This is a genomic window from uncultured Marinobacter sp. (genome assembly GCF_913055835.1).
GTDB lineage: Bacteria > Pseudomonadota > Gammaproteobacteria > Pseudomonadales > Oleiphilaceae > Marinobacter.
This window is the reverse complement of sequence record NZ_CAJXKQ010000031.1, coordinates 38,039-54,654: the sequence shown is the minus strand read 5'-3', so window position 1 is coordinate 54,654 and position 16,616 is coordinate 38,039. Positions and strand designations below refer to the sequence as shown.

Annotated in this window: 15 protein-coding genes; 2 read left to right on the top strand and 13 right to left on the bottom strand. The window is 59.4% G+C overall.

Annotated elements, in window-relative coordinates; translation table 11 throughout:
* Nucleotides 1-185: hypothetical protein (locus tag QZ534_RS15150; RefSeq protein WP_296935530.1), on the bottom strand; the 185-nt coding region annotated here is incomplete at its 3' end.
* Nucleotides 186-249: 64 nt separating this feature from the next.
* Complete coding sequence (locus tag QZ534_RS15145; RefSeq protein WP_296935528.1) at nt 250-1,482, bottom strand: FAD-dependent oxidoreductase; 1,233 nt, start codon at nt 1,480-1,482, stop codon at nt 250-252.
* A gap of 389 nt (nt 1,483-1,871) precedes the next feature.
* Between QZ534_RS15145 and QZ534_RS15140 the strand changes: the two genes are divergently transcribed.
* Nucleotides 1,872-3,167 (top strand): nitrate- and nitrite sensing domain-containing protein, encoded by a 1,296-nt coding sequence (locus QZ534_RS15140; RefSeq protein WP_296935525.1) that lies wholly within the window; start codon nt 1,872-1,874, stop codon nt 3,165-3,167.
* Between the two features lie 10 nt (nt 3,168-3,177).
* Here QZ534_RS15140 and QZ534_RS15135 read toward each other — a convergent pair whose 3' ends face one another.
* The 3 genes from QZ534_RS15135 to QZ534_RS15125 all read right to left on the bottom strand — a co-directional run bounded on the left by QZ534_RS15135 (nt 3,178) and on the right by QZ534_RS15125 (nt 6,650).
* Nucleotides 3,178-4,044 carry an ABC transporter ATP-binding protein gene (locus QZ534_RS15135; protein ID WP_296935523.1) on the bottom strand — a complete coding sequence of 289 codons (867 nt, stop codon included), beginning with the start codon at nt 4,042-4,044 and terminating at the stop codon, nt 3,178-3,180.
* A 188-nt stretch (nt 4,045-4,232) separates the two neighbouring features.
* Nucleotides 4,233-5,240 carry an ABC transporter permease gene (locus QZ534_RS15130; protein ID WP_296935521.1) on the bottom strand — a complete coding sequence of 336 codons (1,008 nt, stop codon included), beginning with the start codon at nt 5,238-5,240 and terminating at the stop codon, nt 4,233-4,235.
* A 27-nt stretch (nt 5,241-5,267) separates the two neighbouring features.
* The gene (locus QZ534_RS15125; RefSeq protein ID WP_296935519.1) at nt 5,268-6,650 is read right to left on the bottom strand and encodes a CmpA/NrtA family ABC transporter substrate-binding protein; all 1,383 of its coding nucleotides are present in this window, start codon (nt 6,648-6,650) and stop codon (nt 5,268-5,270) included.
* 501 nt (nt 6,651-7,151) lie between these two features.
* Between QZ534_RS15125 and QZ534_RS15120 the strand changes: the two genes are divergently transcribed.
* The gene (locus QZ534_RS15120) at nt 7,152-9,797 is read left to right on the top strand and encodes a nitrate reductase (RefSeq protein ID WP_296935517.1); all 2,646 of its coding nucleotides are present in this window, start codon (nt 7,152-7,154) and stop codon (nt 9,795-9,797) included.
* On the opposite strand, the gene QZ534_RS15115 is transcribed toward QZ534_RS15120, so the two are convergent.
* The 8 genes from QZ534_RS15115 to QZ534_RS15080 form a co-directional block, all read right to left on the bottom strand.
* Nucleotides 9,781-10,482: a hypothetical protein gene (locus QZ534_RS15115; protein WP_296935515.1), complete on the bottom strand. Its 702-nt coding sequence runs from the start codon at nt 10,480-10,482 to the stop codon at nt 9,781-9,783. The two genes, QZ534_RS15120 and QZ534_RS15115, sit on opposite strands and share 17 nt — an antisense overlap.
* 109 nt (nt 10,483-10,591) lie before the next feature.
* Nucleotides 10,592-11,110 carry an Hcp family type VI secretion system effector gene (locus tag QZ534_RS15110; RefSeq protein WP_008176957.1) on the bottom strand — a complete coding sequence of 173 codons (519 nt, stop codon included), beginning with the start codon at nt 11,108-11,110 and terminating at the stop codon, nt 10,592-10,594.
* A 215-nt stretch (nt 11,111-11,325) separates the two neighbouring features.
* Nucleotides 11,326-13,050, bottom strand: coding sequence for a bifunctional protein-serine/threonine kinase/phosphatase (locus tag QZ534_RS15105; RefSeq protein WP_296935513.1), 1,725 nt, complete (start codon nt 13,048-13,050; stop codon nt 11,326-11,328).
* Nucleotides 13,051-13,127: 77 nt separating this feature from the next.
* Nucleotides 13,128-13,976 (bottom strand): formate/nitrite transporter family protein, encoded by an 849-nt coding sequence (locus tag QZ534_RS15100; protein ID WP_296935510.1) that lies wholly within the window; start codon nt 13,974-13,976, stop codon nt 13,128-13,130.
* A gap of 336 nt (nt 13,977-14,312) precedes the next feature.
* Nucleotides 14,313-15,029 carry an energy transducer TonB gene (locus tag QZ534_RS15095; protein ID WP_296935508.1) on the bottom strand — a complete coding sequence of 239 codons (717 nt, stop codon included), beginning with the start codon at nt 15,027-15,029 and terminating at the stop codon, nt 14,313-14,315.
* Nucleotides 15,026-15,436 (bottom strand): biopolymer transporter ExbD, encoded by a 411-nt coding sequence (locus QZ534_RS15090; protein WP_296935507.1) that lies wholly within the window; start codon nt 15,434-15,436, stop codon nt 15,026-15,028. The genes QZ534_RS15095 and QZ534_RS15090 overlap by 4 nt, the downstream gene beginning before the upstream one ends.
* Entirely contained in the window at nt 15,433-15,828 is a 396-nt protein-coding gene (locus tag QZ534_RS15085) for a biopolymer transporter ExbD (protein ID WP_296935506.1), read from the bottom strand. Before QZ534_RS15085 ends, QZ534_RS15090 begins: the two co-directional genes overlap by 4 nt.
* Nucleotides 15,815-16,603 (bottom strand): MotA/TolQ/ExbB proton channel family protein, encoded by a 789-nt coding sequence (locus QZ534_RS15080; RefSeq protein ID WP_296935504.1) that lies wholly within the window; start codon nt 16,601-16,603, stop codon nt 15,815-15,817. Before QZ534_RS15080 ends, QZ534_RS15085 begins: the two co-directional genes overlap by 14 nt.
* Nucleotides 16,604-16,616: the final 13 nt, after the last annotated feature.

Sequence of the window (16,616 nt, the reverse complement as noted above, 5' to 3'; positions counted from 1 at the left end):
GCGAGATCCGCGTGGGTAGAGCCACCGAAATACTCCGACAGGTGAACCCGGTCATAGGCCAGCTGCTTTTCCTCGCCGAATACGATGATCTCGAAATCGGCAGCGGCCGGGCTGGCGCAGAATTGTTCCAGGAAGTGATGGCCAACCATGCCGTTGCCGACGACGATCAGGGTTTTCTTGCTCATGGGTCTGTCCTCTTTTCGGGCGACTGGCTCTCTATTGGCTGAAGGCCTTCTATTAGCTGAGGGCTCATGCCGCCGCTTCGCAGTAGTTCTTGCCGAATGCAATGAAGTCCCGGTATTGGGAAATGTCGTCCTGTTGCAGGATTCGTTCGCTGTACCAGGGCCCGTCCCGGGTATCGCCCAGCAGGACGGCGCCGGTCAGCCGCTGATTCCGGATCAGCAGCCGGCAATAGTGATTCTGTTCATGGTCCTGCCAGACCACGGATTCGGTGTCGCCTTCGGCGCCCACCTGGCCGCAGGAGAAAATCGGAACGCCGCTGATTTTCAGGCGGGTTGGAGTATCTGCTGGCCGATACTCGGCCTCGGCCGTGCTTCCGCTGAGAATGCCTGCCAGAACCTCCGCCTGCTGATACCCGGGTTCCACCAGCCCGAAAGTGGTGGTTTCCAGCTGACAACATTCACCCAGCGCGGAGATTGCCGGGTCGCTGGTACGTAGCTGTCCGTCCACCAGAATCCCGCGATCGCATTCAAGGCCCGCAGTTCGCGCAAGCTCAGCAGACGGCGCGATGCCGGTTGCGAACAGCACCAGATCCGTGCTGATCAGGGTTTCATCATCCAGCTGGACGGCCCGGACCGTCGATCGCCCGAGCAGGGCTTTGGGAGCCGTACCGGTGCGAATGTTTACGCCACGCTTTTCCATGTGCTGTTGCAGGATCTGACCCCCGATCCTGTCCAGTTGACGGTTCAGGAGATGGCTGCTGCGGTGCAGCAGAGTCACCGCCATGCCTCGCTGACGGAGACCTTCAGCGGCTTCCAGGCCAAGAAAGCCTCCGCCGACAACCACCGCCCGGCGATGGCGGCCAGCAGACTCAATCAGGATCCTGGTGTCCTCAAGGTCCCGGAAGGTCATGACGCCCGGAAGATCTTCGCCCGGCAGCCCGGGTTTTGCGGGCCGGGATCCGGTGGCCAGCACCAGATGGGTATAGGGCTGTACCCGGCCGGTTGTGGTGGTCACCGTCTGATCTTCCCTGTTAATGGTGACCACTGGTTCTCCGTTGCACACTTCAATACCGTTGTTTCTAAACCACTCGTCCTGCTGCAACGCCAGAGAAGCTTCGGTTGTTTCCCCGGCCAGCAGCAGGGAGAGTTGTATCCGGTTGTAGGCAGCGGATGTCTCGCCGTTGAACACGATGATGCGGGTAAACGGTCTGACTCGTTCACGGCAGAGAGCTTCCAGCAAGCGTTGCGAAACCATGCCGTGCCCGCAGATCACCAGTGTCGATTCAGTGTTTCCTGTCATTTCGCTCGAACCCGTGCTTTTCCGACCAAACAAAAAAAGCCGGAGCATCTATTCCCCCAGGGGGGAAATCGATGGTCCGGCGCCAATGCCAACAACAATGATCTGATGGTCCGGCCTGATCCTTGGCCGGGACATTCGTCCTTGCTTCTTGCAAAGCGATCTTCGTGCCAGTTCTGAGAGTTATTTAAAATCAGATGGTTAGCAATTGCCGGGGTGGCTCTTACCAGAAAGAACACGGGAAAGCTGCCCCGCGACGGGGCGGATTGCACGGTTTTGGGCCGGATGCGGTGGCGCGGTAATTGCTGCGGACAGGTCAGAGGTTGGTCGCGTGAGCAACTGACCTGAACTTGATCGTTGCATTCGAAGCCATCGTGCTTCCGGAGTCTGTCATGAACACCAAACGCGCCACTGCCCATAAATCGCCAACAGCGGGCGACTATCTGATTGCCTCGAAAAGCTGCGAGTTGATGAATCTCCAGTACTTCTTGCAGATGGGCAAATTGGTGCAGTGCATCAGCAATTTGGTGCATGCGCTGCAATGCGAGCGGGGTGCGTCCAACGTGTTTCTTGGTTCTTCCGGTGAAAAATTTGCCCAGGAGCGAAAACAGCTGGTTGCGACGTCGGATCGGCTCCGTTCGGAGTTCGAGCAGGCCCTTGCCGAGATTCACCAGGAACTGACGGCGCATCCTGTCAGTAGCCGCCTGCTTAACCAGCTTGCGAGTGCCCTTCACGGCCTTGAGGGCCTGCCCGAACTACGACAGTGCGTGGTGGCCCGAAAAGTAACTGCGTCCTCTGCCACCGAGGATTACAGTACCCTGATCCACAACCTGATTGCGGTGGTGTTTGAGGCTGCGGATACCGCCGTTGACCCCACTATCGCCGGGCTTCTGGTGGCGATGGTGCACTTGATGAACGGCAAGGAATTCTGTGGACAGGAGCGGGCTGTCGGTTCGGCGGGCTTTTCCAGTGGCCGGTTTGATCGTGCACTGTCAGAGCGCATGGCGCACCTGATTGAGGCGCAGGAGCGCTGTTTCGACGTGTTTAACAGCTTTGCCGATGATGGTTCCCTGGACCTGTGGGAAAAACTGCGTGAAAACCCGCGTGAAGCCGAAATTGAAAAGCTTCGCCAGCGAGGCACTGCTATTGGTCGTTATAAAGATCTGGATCCGGCCCTGGCGGATGAATGGTTCAGTCTCATGTCTGAGCGAATGGATGAACTCAAAACGATAGAGGATTCCGTGGAGGGCAGTTTTCATGCCCGTTGCACCGAGCGTTTTGCCGACGCCCGAAACTCGCTGGCCCACCAGGAAACCCTGATAACTTCCCTGGATGCCCGGGAGCCTTCGTCTCAACCCATGTTGGTGCTGTGCGATTCCGCAAACGAACAACAGGCCGGTGAATCCTGGGCCAGCGATGGTATTGGTCAGCAGTTTGGCCGCTCCATCTTTGATCTGGTTCAGGAGCAAACCCGGCGCCTGCAACAGATGACTGATGAGTTGCAGAGTGCCAGGGAAGCGCTGGAAGACCGCAAAACCCAGGAAAAAGCCGTGCTGCTGCTGATGGAGCATCGCAGGATCAGCAACGACGAAGCCCACCGGGTATTAAGGAAACTGGCCATGGACCAGGGCCGAAAATTGCCCGAGGTAGCCCGGGCCCTGGTGTCCATGGCGGATGTGCTGAAATAACCCGGCCGTCTCAAGCCCTCGCGGCCTGAGCCTCTGATTGCTTGCTTTTAGAGGCCTCCGGTTTCCCGGAACGACGTGGCGAGATGTGTTCCAGCTTGCGCTGTTTCTCGTACAGGAAGCGCAGCACTTCCTGCCGGTAATGAACATACTCCGGGTTATCGGCTAGAGTCACCCTGTTGCGCGGCCGGGGCAGATCAATGTACAGATCCTCACCCACGGTAGCCTCTGGCCCGTTGGTCATCATGATGATCCGGTCTGACAGCAACACCGCCTCGTCCACATCGTGGGTGATCATGATGACGGTGTTGTTCAACTCCTGCTGAATCTCCATCAGTGAATCCTGTAGGTGGGCCCGGGTCAGTGCGTCCAGCGCGCCGAACGGCTCGTCCATCAGCAGAACACTGGGTTTCATGGCCAGGGCACGGGCAATGCCCACCCGCTGGGCCATGCCACCGGATACCTCACCCGGTCGCTTATCCGCCGCGTGGGCCATGTTCACCAGTTCCAGATTGTGATGAATCCAGTCACGCCGCTCCTGCTTGCCCATGGACTTGCGGAACACCTGCTGCACTGCCAGCTCAACATTCTCGTACACTGTCAGCCAGGGCATCAGCGCATGGTTCTGAAACACCACCGCCCGCTCCGGCCCCGGCGAATTCACCTCATGGCCATCCAGTACACATCCGCCTTTGGTCGCCTGCAACAAGCCGGCGACAATGTTCAGCACCGTCGACTTGCCACAACCGGAATGCCCGATCAGGGACACGAATTCGCCTTTCTGGATTTTTAGATTAATGTTGTCCAGAGCCACAAAGGGACCCTTTGGCGTATCAAACGCCATTTCAACACCGGTTAATTCAAGATGAGACTTACTCATGGAAAGCACCTCTCAGTAAACGGAGCACCGGGTGGGTCACGCCTCCCGAAACCCTCAAAAACATGGATGTTTTTGCGGAGCGTACAGGGATGTACTCGCCGCGTGTTTCGGGAGGCGTGACCCACCCGGTGCGGCATGCTCAGTGACTTAAGAACACGCATGGGACCCGAAAGCCCGATGTGGTTCGGTCACTCATTCCAGGCAACCTTGCGCTGAATCAACAGCATCACCCGGTCCAGCACAAATCCGATAAACCCGATGGCCAGAACCGCCACCATGATCCTGCTCAATGACTGGCTGCTGCCGTTCTGGAATTCATCCCAGACGAACTTGCCCAACCCAGGGCTCTGGGCCAGCATCTCGGCGGCAATCAGCACCATCCAGGCAATGCCCAGCGACACCCGAAGACCAGTGAAAATCATCGGCACCGAAGAAGGCAGAACCACCTTGCGGACATGGGTCCAGAACGACAGGCGCAGCACCCGGGAGACATTCAGCAGATCAGGATTGACCGCCGCCACACCAACGCTGGTATTGATCAAGGTGGGCCAGAGACTGCACAGGGTGACCGTTATCATGGAAGTCAGGAACGACTTCTCGAACATCGGGTCATCGCTCACATAGGTTGCTGAGACCACCATGGTTACCAGGGGCAGCCAGGCCAGTGGTGACACCGGCTTGAACACCTGGATCAGCGGGTTGACCGCCGCCTGGAAGTGCCGGTTCAGGCCAACCACGATGCCCAAAGGCACCGCGATAGCGGTCGCCAGGATGAATCCGGCGAGCACCGTAACCAGACTGGTCAGTATCTGGTCGGGAAAGGTGGGCGCACCGGGGTAGTTCCGGATCCTGACCTCAGCCTCTGGATTGTCCGCCAGAATGCGGGCGTTTCGCTCTTCCTGCATGGCAATGAACTTGTCGGCCCGCTCGCGCTGGTTGGCGTGCTCCTGCCAGAGTTGTCCCGATTGTTCCCAGACCTGTGCCGGGCCCGGAAAACTTCCCAGGGAGGTATCCACCTGCGGTGCAGCCATATGCCAGAAGCCGACAAACACCAGAATACCTATCAATGGCAGCAACATCTGGCGCCCGGTAGTGGCGAGCTGAGCGGGAGCCAGCGACTCACCGAGGGACTTGAGTCTCTGGCGCAGCCAGCGCGGTGACTGGGGGGTGCTTTTGGCCGAAGTAAGCGTAGTCATGGTTATAAAACCTCCTTGCAAACCCGGTTATGGGGTTTGCGTACCTTTCAGGCCGATGTCGAAGCTGTCGATGTAGGCGTTGGGTGTTCGGGGGGTGAAGGCGACACCGTCAATCAGCTCGCCCTGTTGGGGCCGCTGGAAGTTTTCGGTCTCGAAATCCGGGAAGTCCGATGCCTCCAGGGTGCCGTCTTCAATGAGTGAACGGGCCGCCTGCTCGTAGATATCGGCCCGGTAAACCCTGGCTGCGGTTTCCATATACCAGTCGTCCGGCTTGGCCTCGGGTATCTGGCCCCAACGGCGCATCTGGGTGAGGTACCAGATGGCATCGGACGGATAGGGGTAGGTGGCGTGATACCGGAAGAAGACATTGAAGTCCGGAACCTCGCGAACATCGCCTTTTTCATACTCGAAGGTGCCGGTCATGGAGTTGGCGATCACTGCCTTATCAGCACCCACATAGCTGGGCCGGGCCAGGATCTTCACCGCCTCGTCCCGGTTGGCGTTGTTGTTCTCATCCAGCCAATGTGCGGCGCGAATCATGGCCCGCAGAAGTCGCAGGTGGGTGTTGGGGTAGTCTTCGGCCCACTGACGGGTAACGCCAAAGACCTTTTCCGGGTTATTCGGCCAGATCTCATAATCGGTGATCACCGGCACGCCGATGCCCATGAAAACAGCCTGCTGGTTCCAGGGCTCGCCCACGCAATAGCCCTGTATGGTGCCCGCTTCCATGGTGGCGGGCATCTGCGGCGGTGGCGTTACCGACAGGTGTACGTCCGCTTCCAGCGTGCCGCTGGTGTCGCCTCGTTGGGGCGCGTAGTAGCCGGGATTCAGTCCACCGGCTGCCAGCCAGTAACGGAGCTCGTAGTTATGGGTGGACACCGGAAACACCATGCCCATGCGGAACCTTTCGCCCCGATCCCGGGCCGCTTCCACCACGGGCAGAAGTGCACTGGCGCTGATCGGGTGCTCGGGCTTGCCGTCGGCATTCTCGGGGATATGCTGGCTCATGGTGTCCCAGACATCATTGGAGACCGTTATACCGTTACCGTTCAGGTCCATGCTGAAGGCCGTGATGATATCGGCCCGGGTGCCGTAGCCAATGGAGGCGCCCAGGGGCTGGCCGGCGAGCATATGGGCGCCATCCAGTTCTCCGGTAATCACCCGGTCCAGCAGTACTTTCCAGTTTGCCTGCGCTTCCAGTTCAACAAACAGGCCCTCGTCCATAAAGAAGCCCTGTTCCCAGGCAATCGCCAGCGGTGCCATATCGGTCAGCTTGATAAAGCCGAGCTTTAGGTCCGGCTTCTCGGCAGGACCAATCTCTGCCTGAGCCATCGTGCTGACCGCCCAGAAAGTGGCTGTCAGCAGAATTCGAGTCAGCCAGCGGGTGGTTTGTCGTGTGAGCGTGTACATGGATAGTCCTCATTCTGTTTGGCCCAAACGCAAAAACGCCTGCTCTCCGTTGCCGGAAAGCAGGCGCCTGTGCCTGGGGATCAGTTTTCTGTTGAGTCGTAACGCGCGTCTCTGTTTCAGGTCTTGCACGGGGCGTGCCATATCGGCCAGCCACTATAAAACAATGAGTTAGGGGAGTTCTTCAAAGAGGCGGCGGGAATGGTAAGCGGGTATACGTCTGGTTTTAGTGCGTGGAAGGGCGGATTTGCACCACTTTGATACCGGACTCGGTGGCTGGATCGGAGCCTTGGCACCACGGTGTAGTTATGAAATCCCTCAGAGCCGCCATATACGGCGTCTGGCAGAGCCCGAAGTCGCTTTCAATCAGAGTGGCCCTGTTATTGCAGCCGGTTACAGGACTTTTCAAGACAACCTAATTCTATTGGCAAAGAAGCCCGCCCCGGGTGCCCCTCCAAGGCATCCGGATTGGCGGGCTTTTTTTATGAAACGTGAGGAGGTGCTGTGACCGGTATCAACCAGAGACCGGCGACGGTTCAAACCACCTGTCCGTATTGCGGTGTGGGTTGTGGAGTGAATGCGACGCCATCTGCAACCCGAGGGGATGAGGCTCATCCGGCGAATCTTGGTCGCCTGTGCGTGAAGGGGTCCGCCTTGCACGAAACACTGACCCCGGATGGACGACTATTGAGGCCCGTTGTTAATGGTCGTGAGTGCACCTGGCCAGAGGCGGTGGAGGAAGTGGCCCGCCGGATTCGTGAATCAGTGGCTCTGTATGGCCCCGGGTCTGTGGCCTTTTACCTCTCCGGTCAGTTATTGACGGAGGACTATTACGTGGCCAACAAGCTGGCCAAGGGGTTTATCCGCACGCCCAACGTGGATACCAATTCCCGCCTGTGCATGTCATCCGCCGTCGCTGCCCACAAACGGGCCTTTGGCGGGGATCTGGTTCCCGGCTGTTATGAAGACCTGGAGTTGGCCAACCTGTTGGTGCTGGCGGGTAGCAATGCCGCCTGGGCGCATCCGGTACTCTATCAGCGAATGCAGGCTTCGGCCCGACCCGGTCGCCGGGTAGTGGTGATTGATCCGCGTAAGACCGCAACCAGCGATCTGGCGGATTTACACCTGGCCATCCGTCCCGGGACCGATACGGCACTGTTCAACGGTCTGCTGGTCTGGCTGGCGGATCACCAGGCTGTCGATCAAGGTTACCTGGAAGACCATTGTGAGGGGTTTGATGACAGTCTCAGTGCTGCCAGATCCGAGGTACCTTCGCCCGAGGCAGTGGCGCGGATCTGTGAGCTGCCGGTGGCGGATGTTATTACCTTTTTCCATTGGTTCGCGGAGGAGTCGAAAACGGTGACGGCGTTCTCCCAGGGCATCAATCAGTCCTCGGCCGGCACCGATAAAGGCAACGCCATTATCAACTGTCACCTGGCTACGGGTCGGGTAGGCAAGCCTGGCGCCAGTCCATTGTCCCTGACCGGCCAACCCAACGCCATGGGGGGCCGGGAAGTGGGAGGGCTGGCCAATACCCTTGCTGCCCATATGGATTACGACAGTCCGGGTGCCCGGGGCCGGGTGGCCCGGTTCTGGGAGACTGAGGCGGTCGCGGATGGGCCGGGCATGAAAGCTGTCGACCTGTTCGATGCGGTTGAGCGGGGTGACATCAAGGTGTTGTGGATCATGGCCACCAACCCTGCGGTCAGTTTGCCGGAGACCCATCGTATCCGGCGGGCCCTGGACCTGTGCCCGACTGTTATTGTGTCTGATTGCGTCAGGGACACAGACACTGCGAGCCATGCAGACATCCTGCTGCCGGCGGCGGGTTGGGGAGAGAAAGACGGCACGGTTACCAATTCCGAACGCTGCATTTCCCGTCAGCGGCGCTTTCTGCCATTGCCCGGAGAGGCCCGGCCCGACTGGTGGATCGTCAGTGCGGTGGCCCGGGCCCTGGGACACCAGGCGGGCTTCGACTATGAGAGGCCCGCGGACATTTTCCGGGAACATGGCCGGTTGTCGGGGTTCGAGAACGCCGGTCAACGTTTCTTCAATATATCCGGGTTGGCGGACCTGACCGACGAACAATACGAGGCTCTGGAGCCTGTGCAATGGCCGGTTACCGGGTCAACCTCCGATTCCAGGCGACTGTTCACTGACGGTCGGTTTGCGAGCGCCAACGGTCGAGCCCGCCTGATCCCGATTGCCTCTCGATTACCGGCCGGAAATCCGAATGAAGTGTTTCCGCTGATCGTGAATACGGGCCGTATCCGGGACCAGTGGCACACCATGACCCGCACAGCCCGGTCCAGCCGGTTGCTGGCCCACCGCCCCGAACCGTTCATTGAGGTACATCCCGAGGATATTCGGGCGCTTTCCCTCAAGCCCGAGGCATTGGCGACACTGAACAGTGCCCATGGGCACTTTGTCGGCCGGGTGCGCAGTGCGCCGGAGCAGCGTCGTGGCGAGGTGTTTGTGCCGATCCACTGGAACGATCAGTTCACCGGGCAGGGTCTGGCTACAGCTCTGACTGACAGCCTGGTGGACCCGATATCCGGGCAACCGGAGGCCAAGCACGGTCGTGCTACCCTCACCCACTGGCCTGCCCGCTGGCATGGACGTTTGCTGGTGCGACGGGATCGTCCGAAACGCTGGAAGGCGGACTACTGGGCCAAACAGGTCCTGCCCGATTGCGATAGCTGGATCGTTGCAGGGCAGTGCAACATGGATTGGAAAAGTGCTGTGCCGGACTGGCTCGGCGGCCAGCCGCAGCTGGTGATGGAGGATGTCCGCGAAGGCCGTTTCCGGGCCGCTCGATTGCGCAATGGCCAGTTAGAGGCGGTCATAATGGTGGATCGTGACCCGGCTGCCTTGCCATCCGTGGACTGGCTGGTCAGCTGCTTCGGCCAGCCAGAGCTCGACGAGGCAAGCCGGCGCGGCCTGCTGGCGGCTAAGGCCGTTGATGGGGATGATGCCGGCAACCTGGTTTGCAGCTGTTTCCAGGTCGGGGACCGGCAGATTCAGCAGGCGATTGGGCGGGGTGCCAAAAGCGTCGATGCCCTCGGCCGTGAGCTCAAATGCGGCACCAACTGTGGGTCTTGTGTGCCGGAGATTCGGAGCCTCCTCGATTCGGCTACCGAGGCGGTGTAAGCGGGCTCAGCATCTGCACGGGCACCCTGTAACGAACCCCTCGTGAGTGCCCGATACCGTCCACAGTGCAGGTCTTGCGATTGACCCGGATAATCTGGCCGTGCAGTTCCCGCCGGCCGGTACCGAATCGTACGGTATCGCCCACCTGCCAGTGGGCCATCTGTTGCCTTGTATCCACAGGCTCGAAAGGCGTATCGGCTAGTGCCAGGCCCTGTTCCTCTGCTCCCTCTGCCAGGGCCTCACGGGTCGCTTGCGCGGCCCCGCTCTCGTGTAACTCATCGAGAATGGTGTAGAAATGGCGGTTGTGCACTGATCCCCGATATCGCTGTCCGGCACTTTGCTGCAGGAGATGGGCAAATTCGTGGCAGCAGGTGTGTGCCAGCAGGTTCAGAGTGCTCAGTTCCCCACCGAAGTACCCCCGTTTCCGTATTTCCCGGCCCGACAGCCAACCGCTGGCCGTCTCCGGCTGATGCTTGGCGGCAATCATACGGGCGCCGTAGGTAATCAGGTGCTGCCGATCGCGTGAATCGTAACGGTGGTAGGTGGCCTGGCCCGATCCAACCCGGCAACGCAGGACGCTGCCCGGATTACGTTCCCGGACCCACTGCTCTGCCGGTTGCCAGAGCCAGTTCCGGGTGACGGTGCACATCAGTTTGCCAAGTTGCAGAATGTCGTTGTTGTCCATGGATCGCACAGTAAGGGTGAGGACTGTTGCGATGATACCTCTTGCTCGGGCTGGGGTAAAAACAGCAACGGCCGGTAAAACCGGCCGTTGATTGGAAAGCACCGGCCTATCAGGCTTCGATCGGCGAACGCCAGTCGTCAGCACCGGAAGTGCCAGCAACCGCGTGCTCCCAGGTTACCTTGCGGTAGGACAGGGAAACGGTGACCAGCTGGGTGAAGTCGGCGTTGCCGGCGTCCTGGCAGTGGGGCATGTTGCAGTTGATGTCGATGATGGTGGCATCTTCGAGGATGGTAGAGAAGAAGTGCTCCTGCTTGCCCTCAACGGAGGTGCGGTACCACTTGAGCTCGACCTTGGGCAGCATCTCGCCGGAGGCCAGGGCGTTATACATCAGCGGGGTGGCCTTGTTCAGGGCGGAGGTGAACTTGAACGGCTTGTGCACGCGCTGACCGGATGGCTGACCGGACTGGGGATCGGTCGGTACGGTAACAACGTGACTGAATTCCTGCACCAGCACTTCGTCTTCGTGGCCTTCCACGTAGATGTTGCCGACGGAGTCGGAAGTGAATGCACCGGCAGTGATGTTACCCTGGGTTTGGCCTTCGATACTGATATAACAAGGAGTTGGCATAGTCTGCTCCATGACTTGTGAATGAATCGTGTCCCCGGGGTGTTCCCTGGACGCCGACTTTCATTACAAAGGTTGTGCCAGAAGAATTAATGCCTTTTAAAACAGTAGCCTATGGTTTTTCTCGGGGCTGCTCGGGGCGTGCCAGGCAATCTCGCGCCCGAATGCCAGGCGAGGGATTGCTGGCGGGGCAAGAAATTGCTCGGGCAATGCCCGCTTTAGCCGAGGCCGAGGGCTGCCAGCAATGCCACGAGCAATAACGCGGATACACCCTGCCAGAAGGCCACAGGATTACGCTCTATCAGAGGCGGCCGCTGACGCCTGTGCCAGTCGGCGGGCGGGTGTCGCAGGTTGTACAGGTATTCCGAGAGCGCGGGATAGCGCCTGTGGGCCTGGGGGAGAACCGCTTTTTCGATGGCACAATCGACCCAGCGGGGCAGGTTCTCCCGGAACTGTTGAACCGGTTGATATTTGAGGTTCCGAAGCTGGTTTCGACTATGGATTTTGGGCACGTCCGGGCCATAGGGTAGCTGGCCGGTGAGCAGCTGGTAGGTGATCACCCCCAGGGAGAACTGGTCCGATAACCAACTGCCCGGCTCTCCGAGAAAGGTCTCTGGTGCACTGTAAAGCGCTGCTCCCCGGGGAACGGTCTGCTCACCGTTATCATAGTCCTCCAGCCCGACAACCCGCGTGGCACCGAAATCAATCAGCGTGACGGTGCCATGGGTATCCACCAGCACGTTTTCCGGTTTCAGGTCCTGGTGCACCATTTCAAGCCGGTGAAATGCCCGCAATCCTTTACCGATCTGTTCAACGAGATTTCGCACGGTTTCGAGGGCAGGCGCCGGGTTATCCAGCATCCATTGCCGCAAGGTGCAGCCTTCCACGAATTCGGTGGCCTGGTAGAGAAAGCTCGGTTGTCGGTCTGACCGGAACGGCCGTGCAACGTGGGAGCTGTTGATTCGCCGGGCAATCCACTGCTCGGCGGAGAACTGTTCCAGATAGACCGGATCGTGCCGCTGTTCGATTGATGGCATCTTCAGCACGACCCGGATTTCGGTTTCCTCATCCACGGCCAGGTAGACGTGGCTACGGCTGCTGGCGTGAATCTGTCTCAGAATCCGGTAGCCATCCAGGCGTTGTCCCGGTTGCAGTTCCGGCGCAAATGGCAGCCCTGCCAACTCATGAAACAACTCGCTGCTTTCCCGCATCGAGGGCACCGAGTCGACCCGAATGATCTGGGCCGTCAGGTTATCGTCGCTGCCCTGCTCAAGCGCCGCCATAGCCAACCGGCGAGCGGCCGCGTCCAGATCATCCATGGATTCCCGAATGATGTCGGCCATGGTTCTCTCGTCCAGGTGTTCATGGATGCCGTCGGTGGTCAGCAGAAACGTGTCGCCGGGTTGTATTGGCAGGCTCTGATAATCAATGTCCAGCTGCTCGCCGATCCCCATTGCACGGGTCAGGCAGCTCTCGTCCCGGGCGAGCCAGAGCCGGTGATCGGTACTGAGCTGCTCAAGTTGGTTGGAATGAAGCCGGTAGATGCGGGTATCGCCAATATGAAACAGATGCGCGGTAGCAGACCTGAGCACCATAACGCTCAGGGTGCAGACATAGCCGCGGTCGCGGTCATAGCGATACTGACTTTGCCGGGTCTGGGCATACAGCCAGGCGTTGGTGGCTCTCAGTACCCGTTGGGCGGAGTGTTTCACCGACCAGCTTTCTGGGGTGGAAAAATAGTCGCTGAAAAAGCCGGCAACGGCGGATTCGCTGGCAATCTGGCTGACATCGCTGGAGCTGATGCCGTCGGCGATGGCAACGGCGATGCCCTTGGTCACCAGCTGGTGGCCCTTTGGCGCCAATAGACCGTGGAAGTCCTGGTTCACCGGCTTGGTGCCGGCGTCGGAGTACTGGCCGGCAGTTATGGAAAGGGATCTGGCCATCGAGCAGTATCGTCTTCGCGAGAAATGAAAAAGCAACTCCGGCGGGTGCGGCAGCCGGAGTTGCGGGAAGACCCGACTTAGTTGGTGCGGGCCAGGGCAGCGTCGTTGTAGGCCTCTGCAATCTTGCGCTTGGGTGCGGTGCGCACATGGGTTGCGTAAAGTGTCAGCCCGGTAAAGGAAAGACCTCCTACCAGGTTGCCGAGCACTGTGGGAATCTCGTTCCAGATGAAGTAGTCCATGATCGAGAATTCACCGCCCATCATGATTGCAAAGGGGAACAGGAACATGTTCACGATGGAGTGCTCGAACCCCATGAAGAAGAACAGCATGATCGGCATCCACATGGCCAGAACCTTGCCGGGTACGGTGGTGGAAATCATGGCGCCAACCACGCCCATGGACACCATCCAGTTGCACAGCATGCCCCGCAGGAAGATGGTCATCCAGCCGGCGGCGCCGTACTCGGCGTAGCCCAGGGTTCGTTCCTTGCCAACACTGGCAATCTTGTCGCCCACGGCGCCCGGGTCGGTGTTGAAACCGTAGGTGAAGACCCAGGCCATGATCAGGGCTACGGTGAGTGCGCCGCCGAAGTTGCCGAGGAATACCCAGCCCCAGTTCCGGAGGATGCCTTTCGCCGTAACCCCGGGGCGTTTATCCAGCAGCGCCAGTGGCGTGAGCATGAACACGCCGGTTAACAGGTCGAAGCCCATCAGGTAGAGCATGCAGAAGCCCACTGGGAAAAGAATGGCGCCGACCAGCAGGCTGCCGGTCTGCACCGCGACGGTTATGGCAAAAACCGCTGCAAGAGCGAGGATTGCGCCGGCCATGAACGCCCGGATCAGTGTGTCCCGGGTTGACATATAGATCTTGGATTCGCCGGCGTCGACCATTTTGGTGACGAATTCCGAAGGCACGATGTAAGACATAATTTTTCCTCTGACTTCTATCGGATGGCCAGGCTTTTGAAACGGCCACAAAAAAACGGCGTTACCTGATGCCTGCAATCTGCAGGAACAGGTAGACGCCGTCGTCTGAATGAATCTGTCGCTGTGAACAGAACCGACATTGGTTCCGCTGTCTGTGAAAGTGCAGAGACTGTGCCAGATTGGCGGGCTGCCAAAAAACAGTATCTAAATCAGAAGGGTAGGATTTCGCAAAGAGTGATTGCCTGGCTCGGCAGAAAAGGCGATCTATGGTCTTGCGCACCCGATCGGTGCGTGACCATCAACCGTTGCTGCAACCTGGCGCAGCGCGGCCACGGTTCAGCGAAGCCTGAAGCGCACGGGCAAGGCGTAGCGGAATTTCTGTCCCGCAATCGCTTCTGGCACTGAGGGCAGAGGCGCCGCCTGCTCCAGCATAGCCAGCGCCGACTCGTCCAGTAGCTGATGGCCGGAGCTGGTTCTCAGGCTGTGGGCCACCAGGGATCCGTCCCTTCTAAACTCGAATACAATCACGGGGGTGCCCTCCTGGCCCAGGCGCCTCGCCCTGCGGGGATACTCATAGTATTTGGCAAGATGGCGACTGAGCCTGGACAGGTAGTTATCCACTTCTGATCTGACACCAGCGTTTTGCAGCGGAACGGTCGCCTGTGATTGCTCCTCTGTTGCCGTCTCTGCCGGCTCACCGGTCGGTGTTTCCGCTTCCTTTACGTCTTCGGCGACCTCTGGCTCGGGCGTTGGTTCCGTTACCGGCTCTGGTTCGGGCTTCGGCTCAGGTTCAGGTTCAGGTTCAGGTTCAGGTTCAGGTTCAGGTTCAGGTTCGGGTTCCGGCTTTGGCTCCGGTTCTGGCGCAGCCTCGGGTTTCGGCGCTGGTTCGCCGGCCAGCTTGATTCGGATGGCCGGTGCGGTGTTTACCGCGGATTCGCCCAGGGTGTTTAGCTCCACCCTCTTTTCCGGAGCTGCGAAGACCAGAGCAACAAAGGTGATCACGAATGCCAGCAGCAGAAGTGCCCACCGGAAAGGCGGTTGTTGCCGCATCATTGGCCGGGCTCCGTCAACAGGAGGATGTCCCGGTATCCGGCTTCCTCAAGCAACCGGAAGAGTGCCTCCAGATCTGCCATGGTGATGCTCTCGGCGGCGGCGATTTTCAGGGGTTGCTCTTCGACAGGCTTTGGCAGTCTGGCAACCAGAGATTCCCTGTCGAGTAGCTCGCCATTCACCTTCCACTCGCCTTCTGCGCTGACAATCATGTCCGCATGGGGCGACTGCTGGTCCTCTGCCTGACTCGTGGCGGGCAGTTCCGGCAGCGGGTCGTCGGTTAACTGGCCGGCCACGATGAAAAACATCAGCAGCAGGAACACCAGGTTGATCAACGGCAGAAGTGCATCTTCCACGCGTTCCATCAGGGTTTTGCCGGAGGTGAAGGGAGGTGGAACCAGATCGCTCATGGTGTCTGTGCGTTCGCCCGCTTCCAGTGGGTGTCGATATTCTGCTCAGTCAAGCCGCTGAGCACTCTGGTGAAGGCTCCCAGAGGCGTGTCGCCAGTTGTCGCGAGGTTTACTTCGGTGATACCGGCGTCTCCCAGCTCGCTCACAAGCTGGTCGATGGCCATGGATTGTCCCTGCCATTGCACGCTGCCATTGGCAGTAACGGTCAGCTCGGGCAGCGGCTCGCCAGTGACCGGGCTGCGGCTGGAGGTATTATTTGCAAGTTCCAGGTAGTCCACGGGCAGCAGCCGGGTGGTCAGCATGAAGAACACCAGAAGTATGAAGACCACATCGATCAGGGGCGTGATCCGGATCGGTATCGGGCGACTCGGCCTTGGTTCAACCAGTTGCATGGGCGAATCGCTGACCCCGGTTAGTTGAGTAACGTTCGGGCTCTTCGTCGGGTGCTTTGGCGTTGTGCAGGCGTTCCGGTGACCGGTAGTCGGCTTCAACGGCGTCCAGAGTCTGTTCCGGCACAATATGGAGAATCGAAACCAGGGTGCTGTTGATGGTCTTGTGGATGCGGCGCAGCCGGAATTCTATCCAGGCAGCCAGCGCGGCAAAGGGTATGGCCACCACCAGGCCCGCAGCGGTAGTGGTCAGGGCCTCGTAAATGCCGCCACTGAGCTGGGTGGCGTTGGCCCGGCCTTCGGTAGCCGCCATGGCGCTGAAGGCTTCCATCATGCCCAGTACGGTTCCCAGCAGACCGAGCAGTGGCGCCAGGGCTGCGATTACTTCGATAATTTTCAGGGGCGCCTCGAACGGCTCGAGAGAATGTTGCGCATCCCGCGCGGCGGTTTCACGAATCTGACGATCATCCTGGCCGTGCTGAATGGCCTCAATCGTATCGGATACAAGTCGCTGCAGCGGATTCATCCGTCCCCAACGGCCGGCCTGTTGTCGCACATCAGATGGTCGCACCGACGCCGGATCGTTCTGACACTGCATTACGGTTTTTTTAAGCCGGCCAGACAAACGCGGCGCATACAGGGCCCCGAGAAGCACCAGATACACGAAGGTAACCAGGCCAATGACAGCGAGGACTACCAGAACGATCATCACAGGGCCACCCATATCAATAAGTTGGGCGAGCGGGCCGGTATTCAGGGGCAAAGTGAGGTCCGTCATGAGAAGGTTTCTC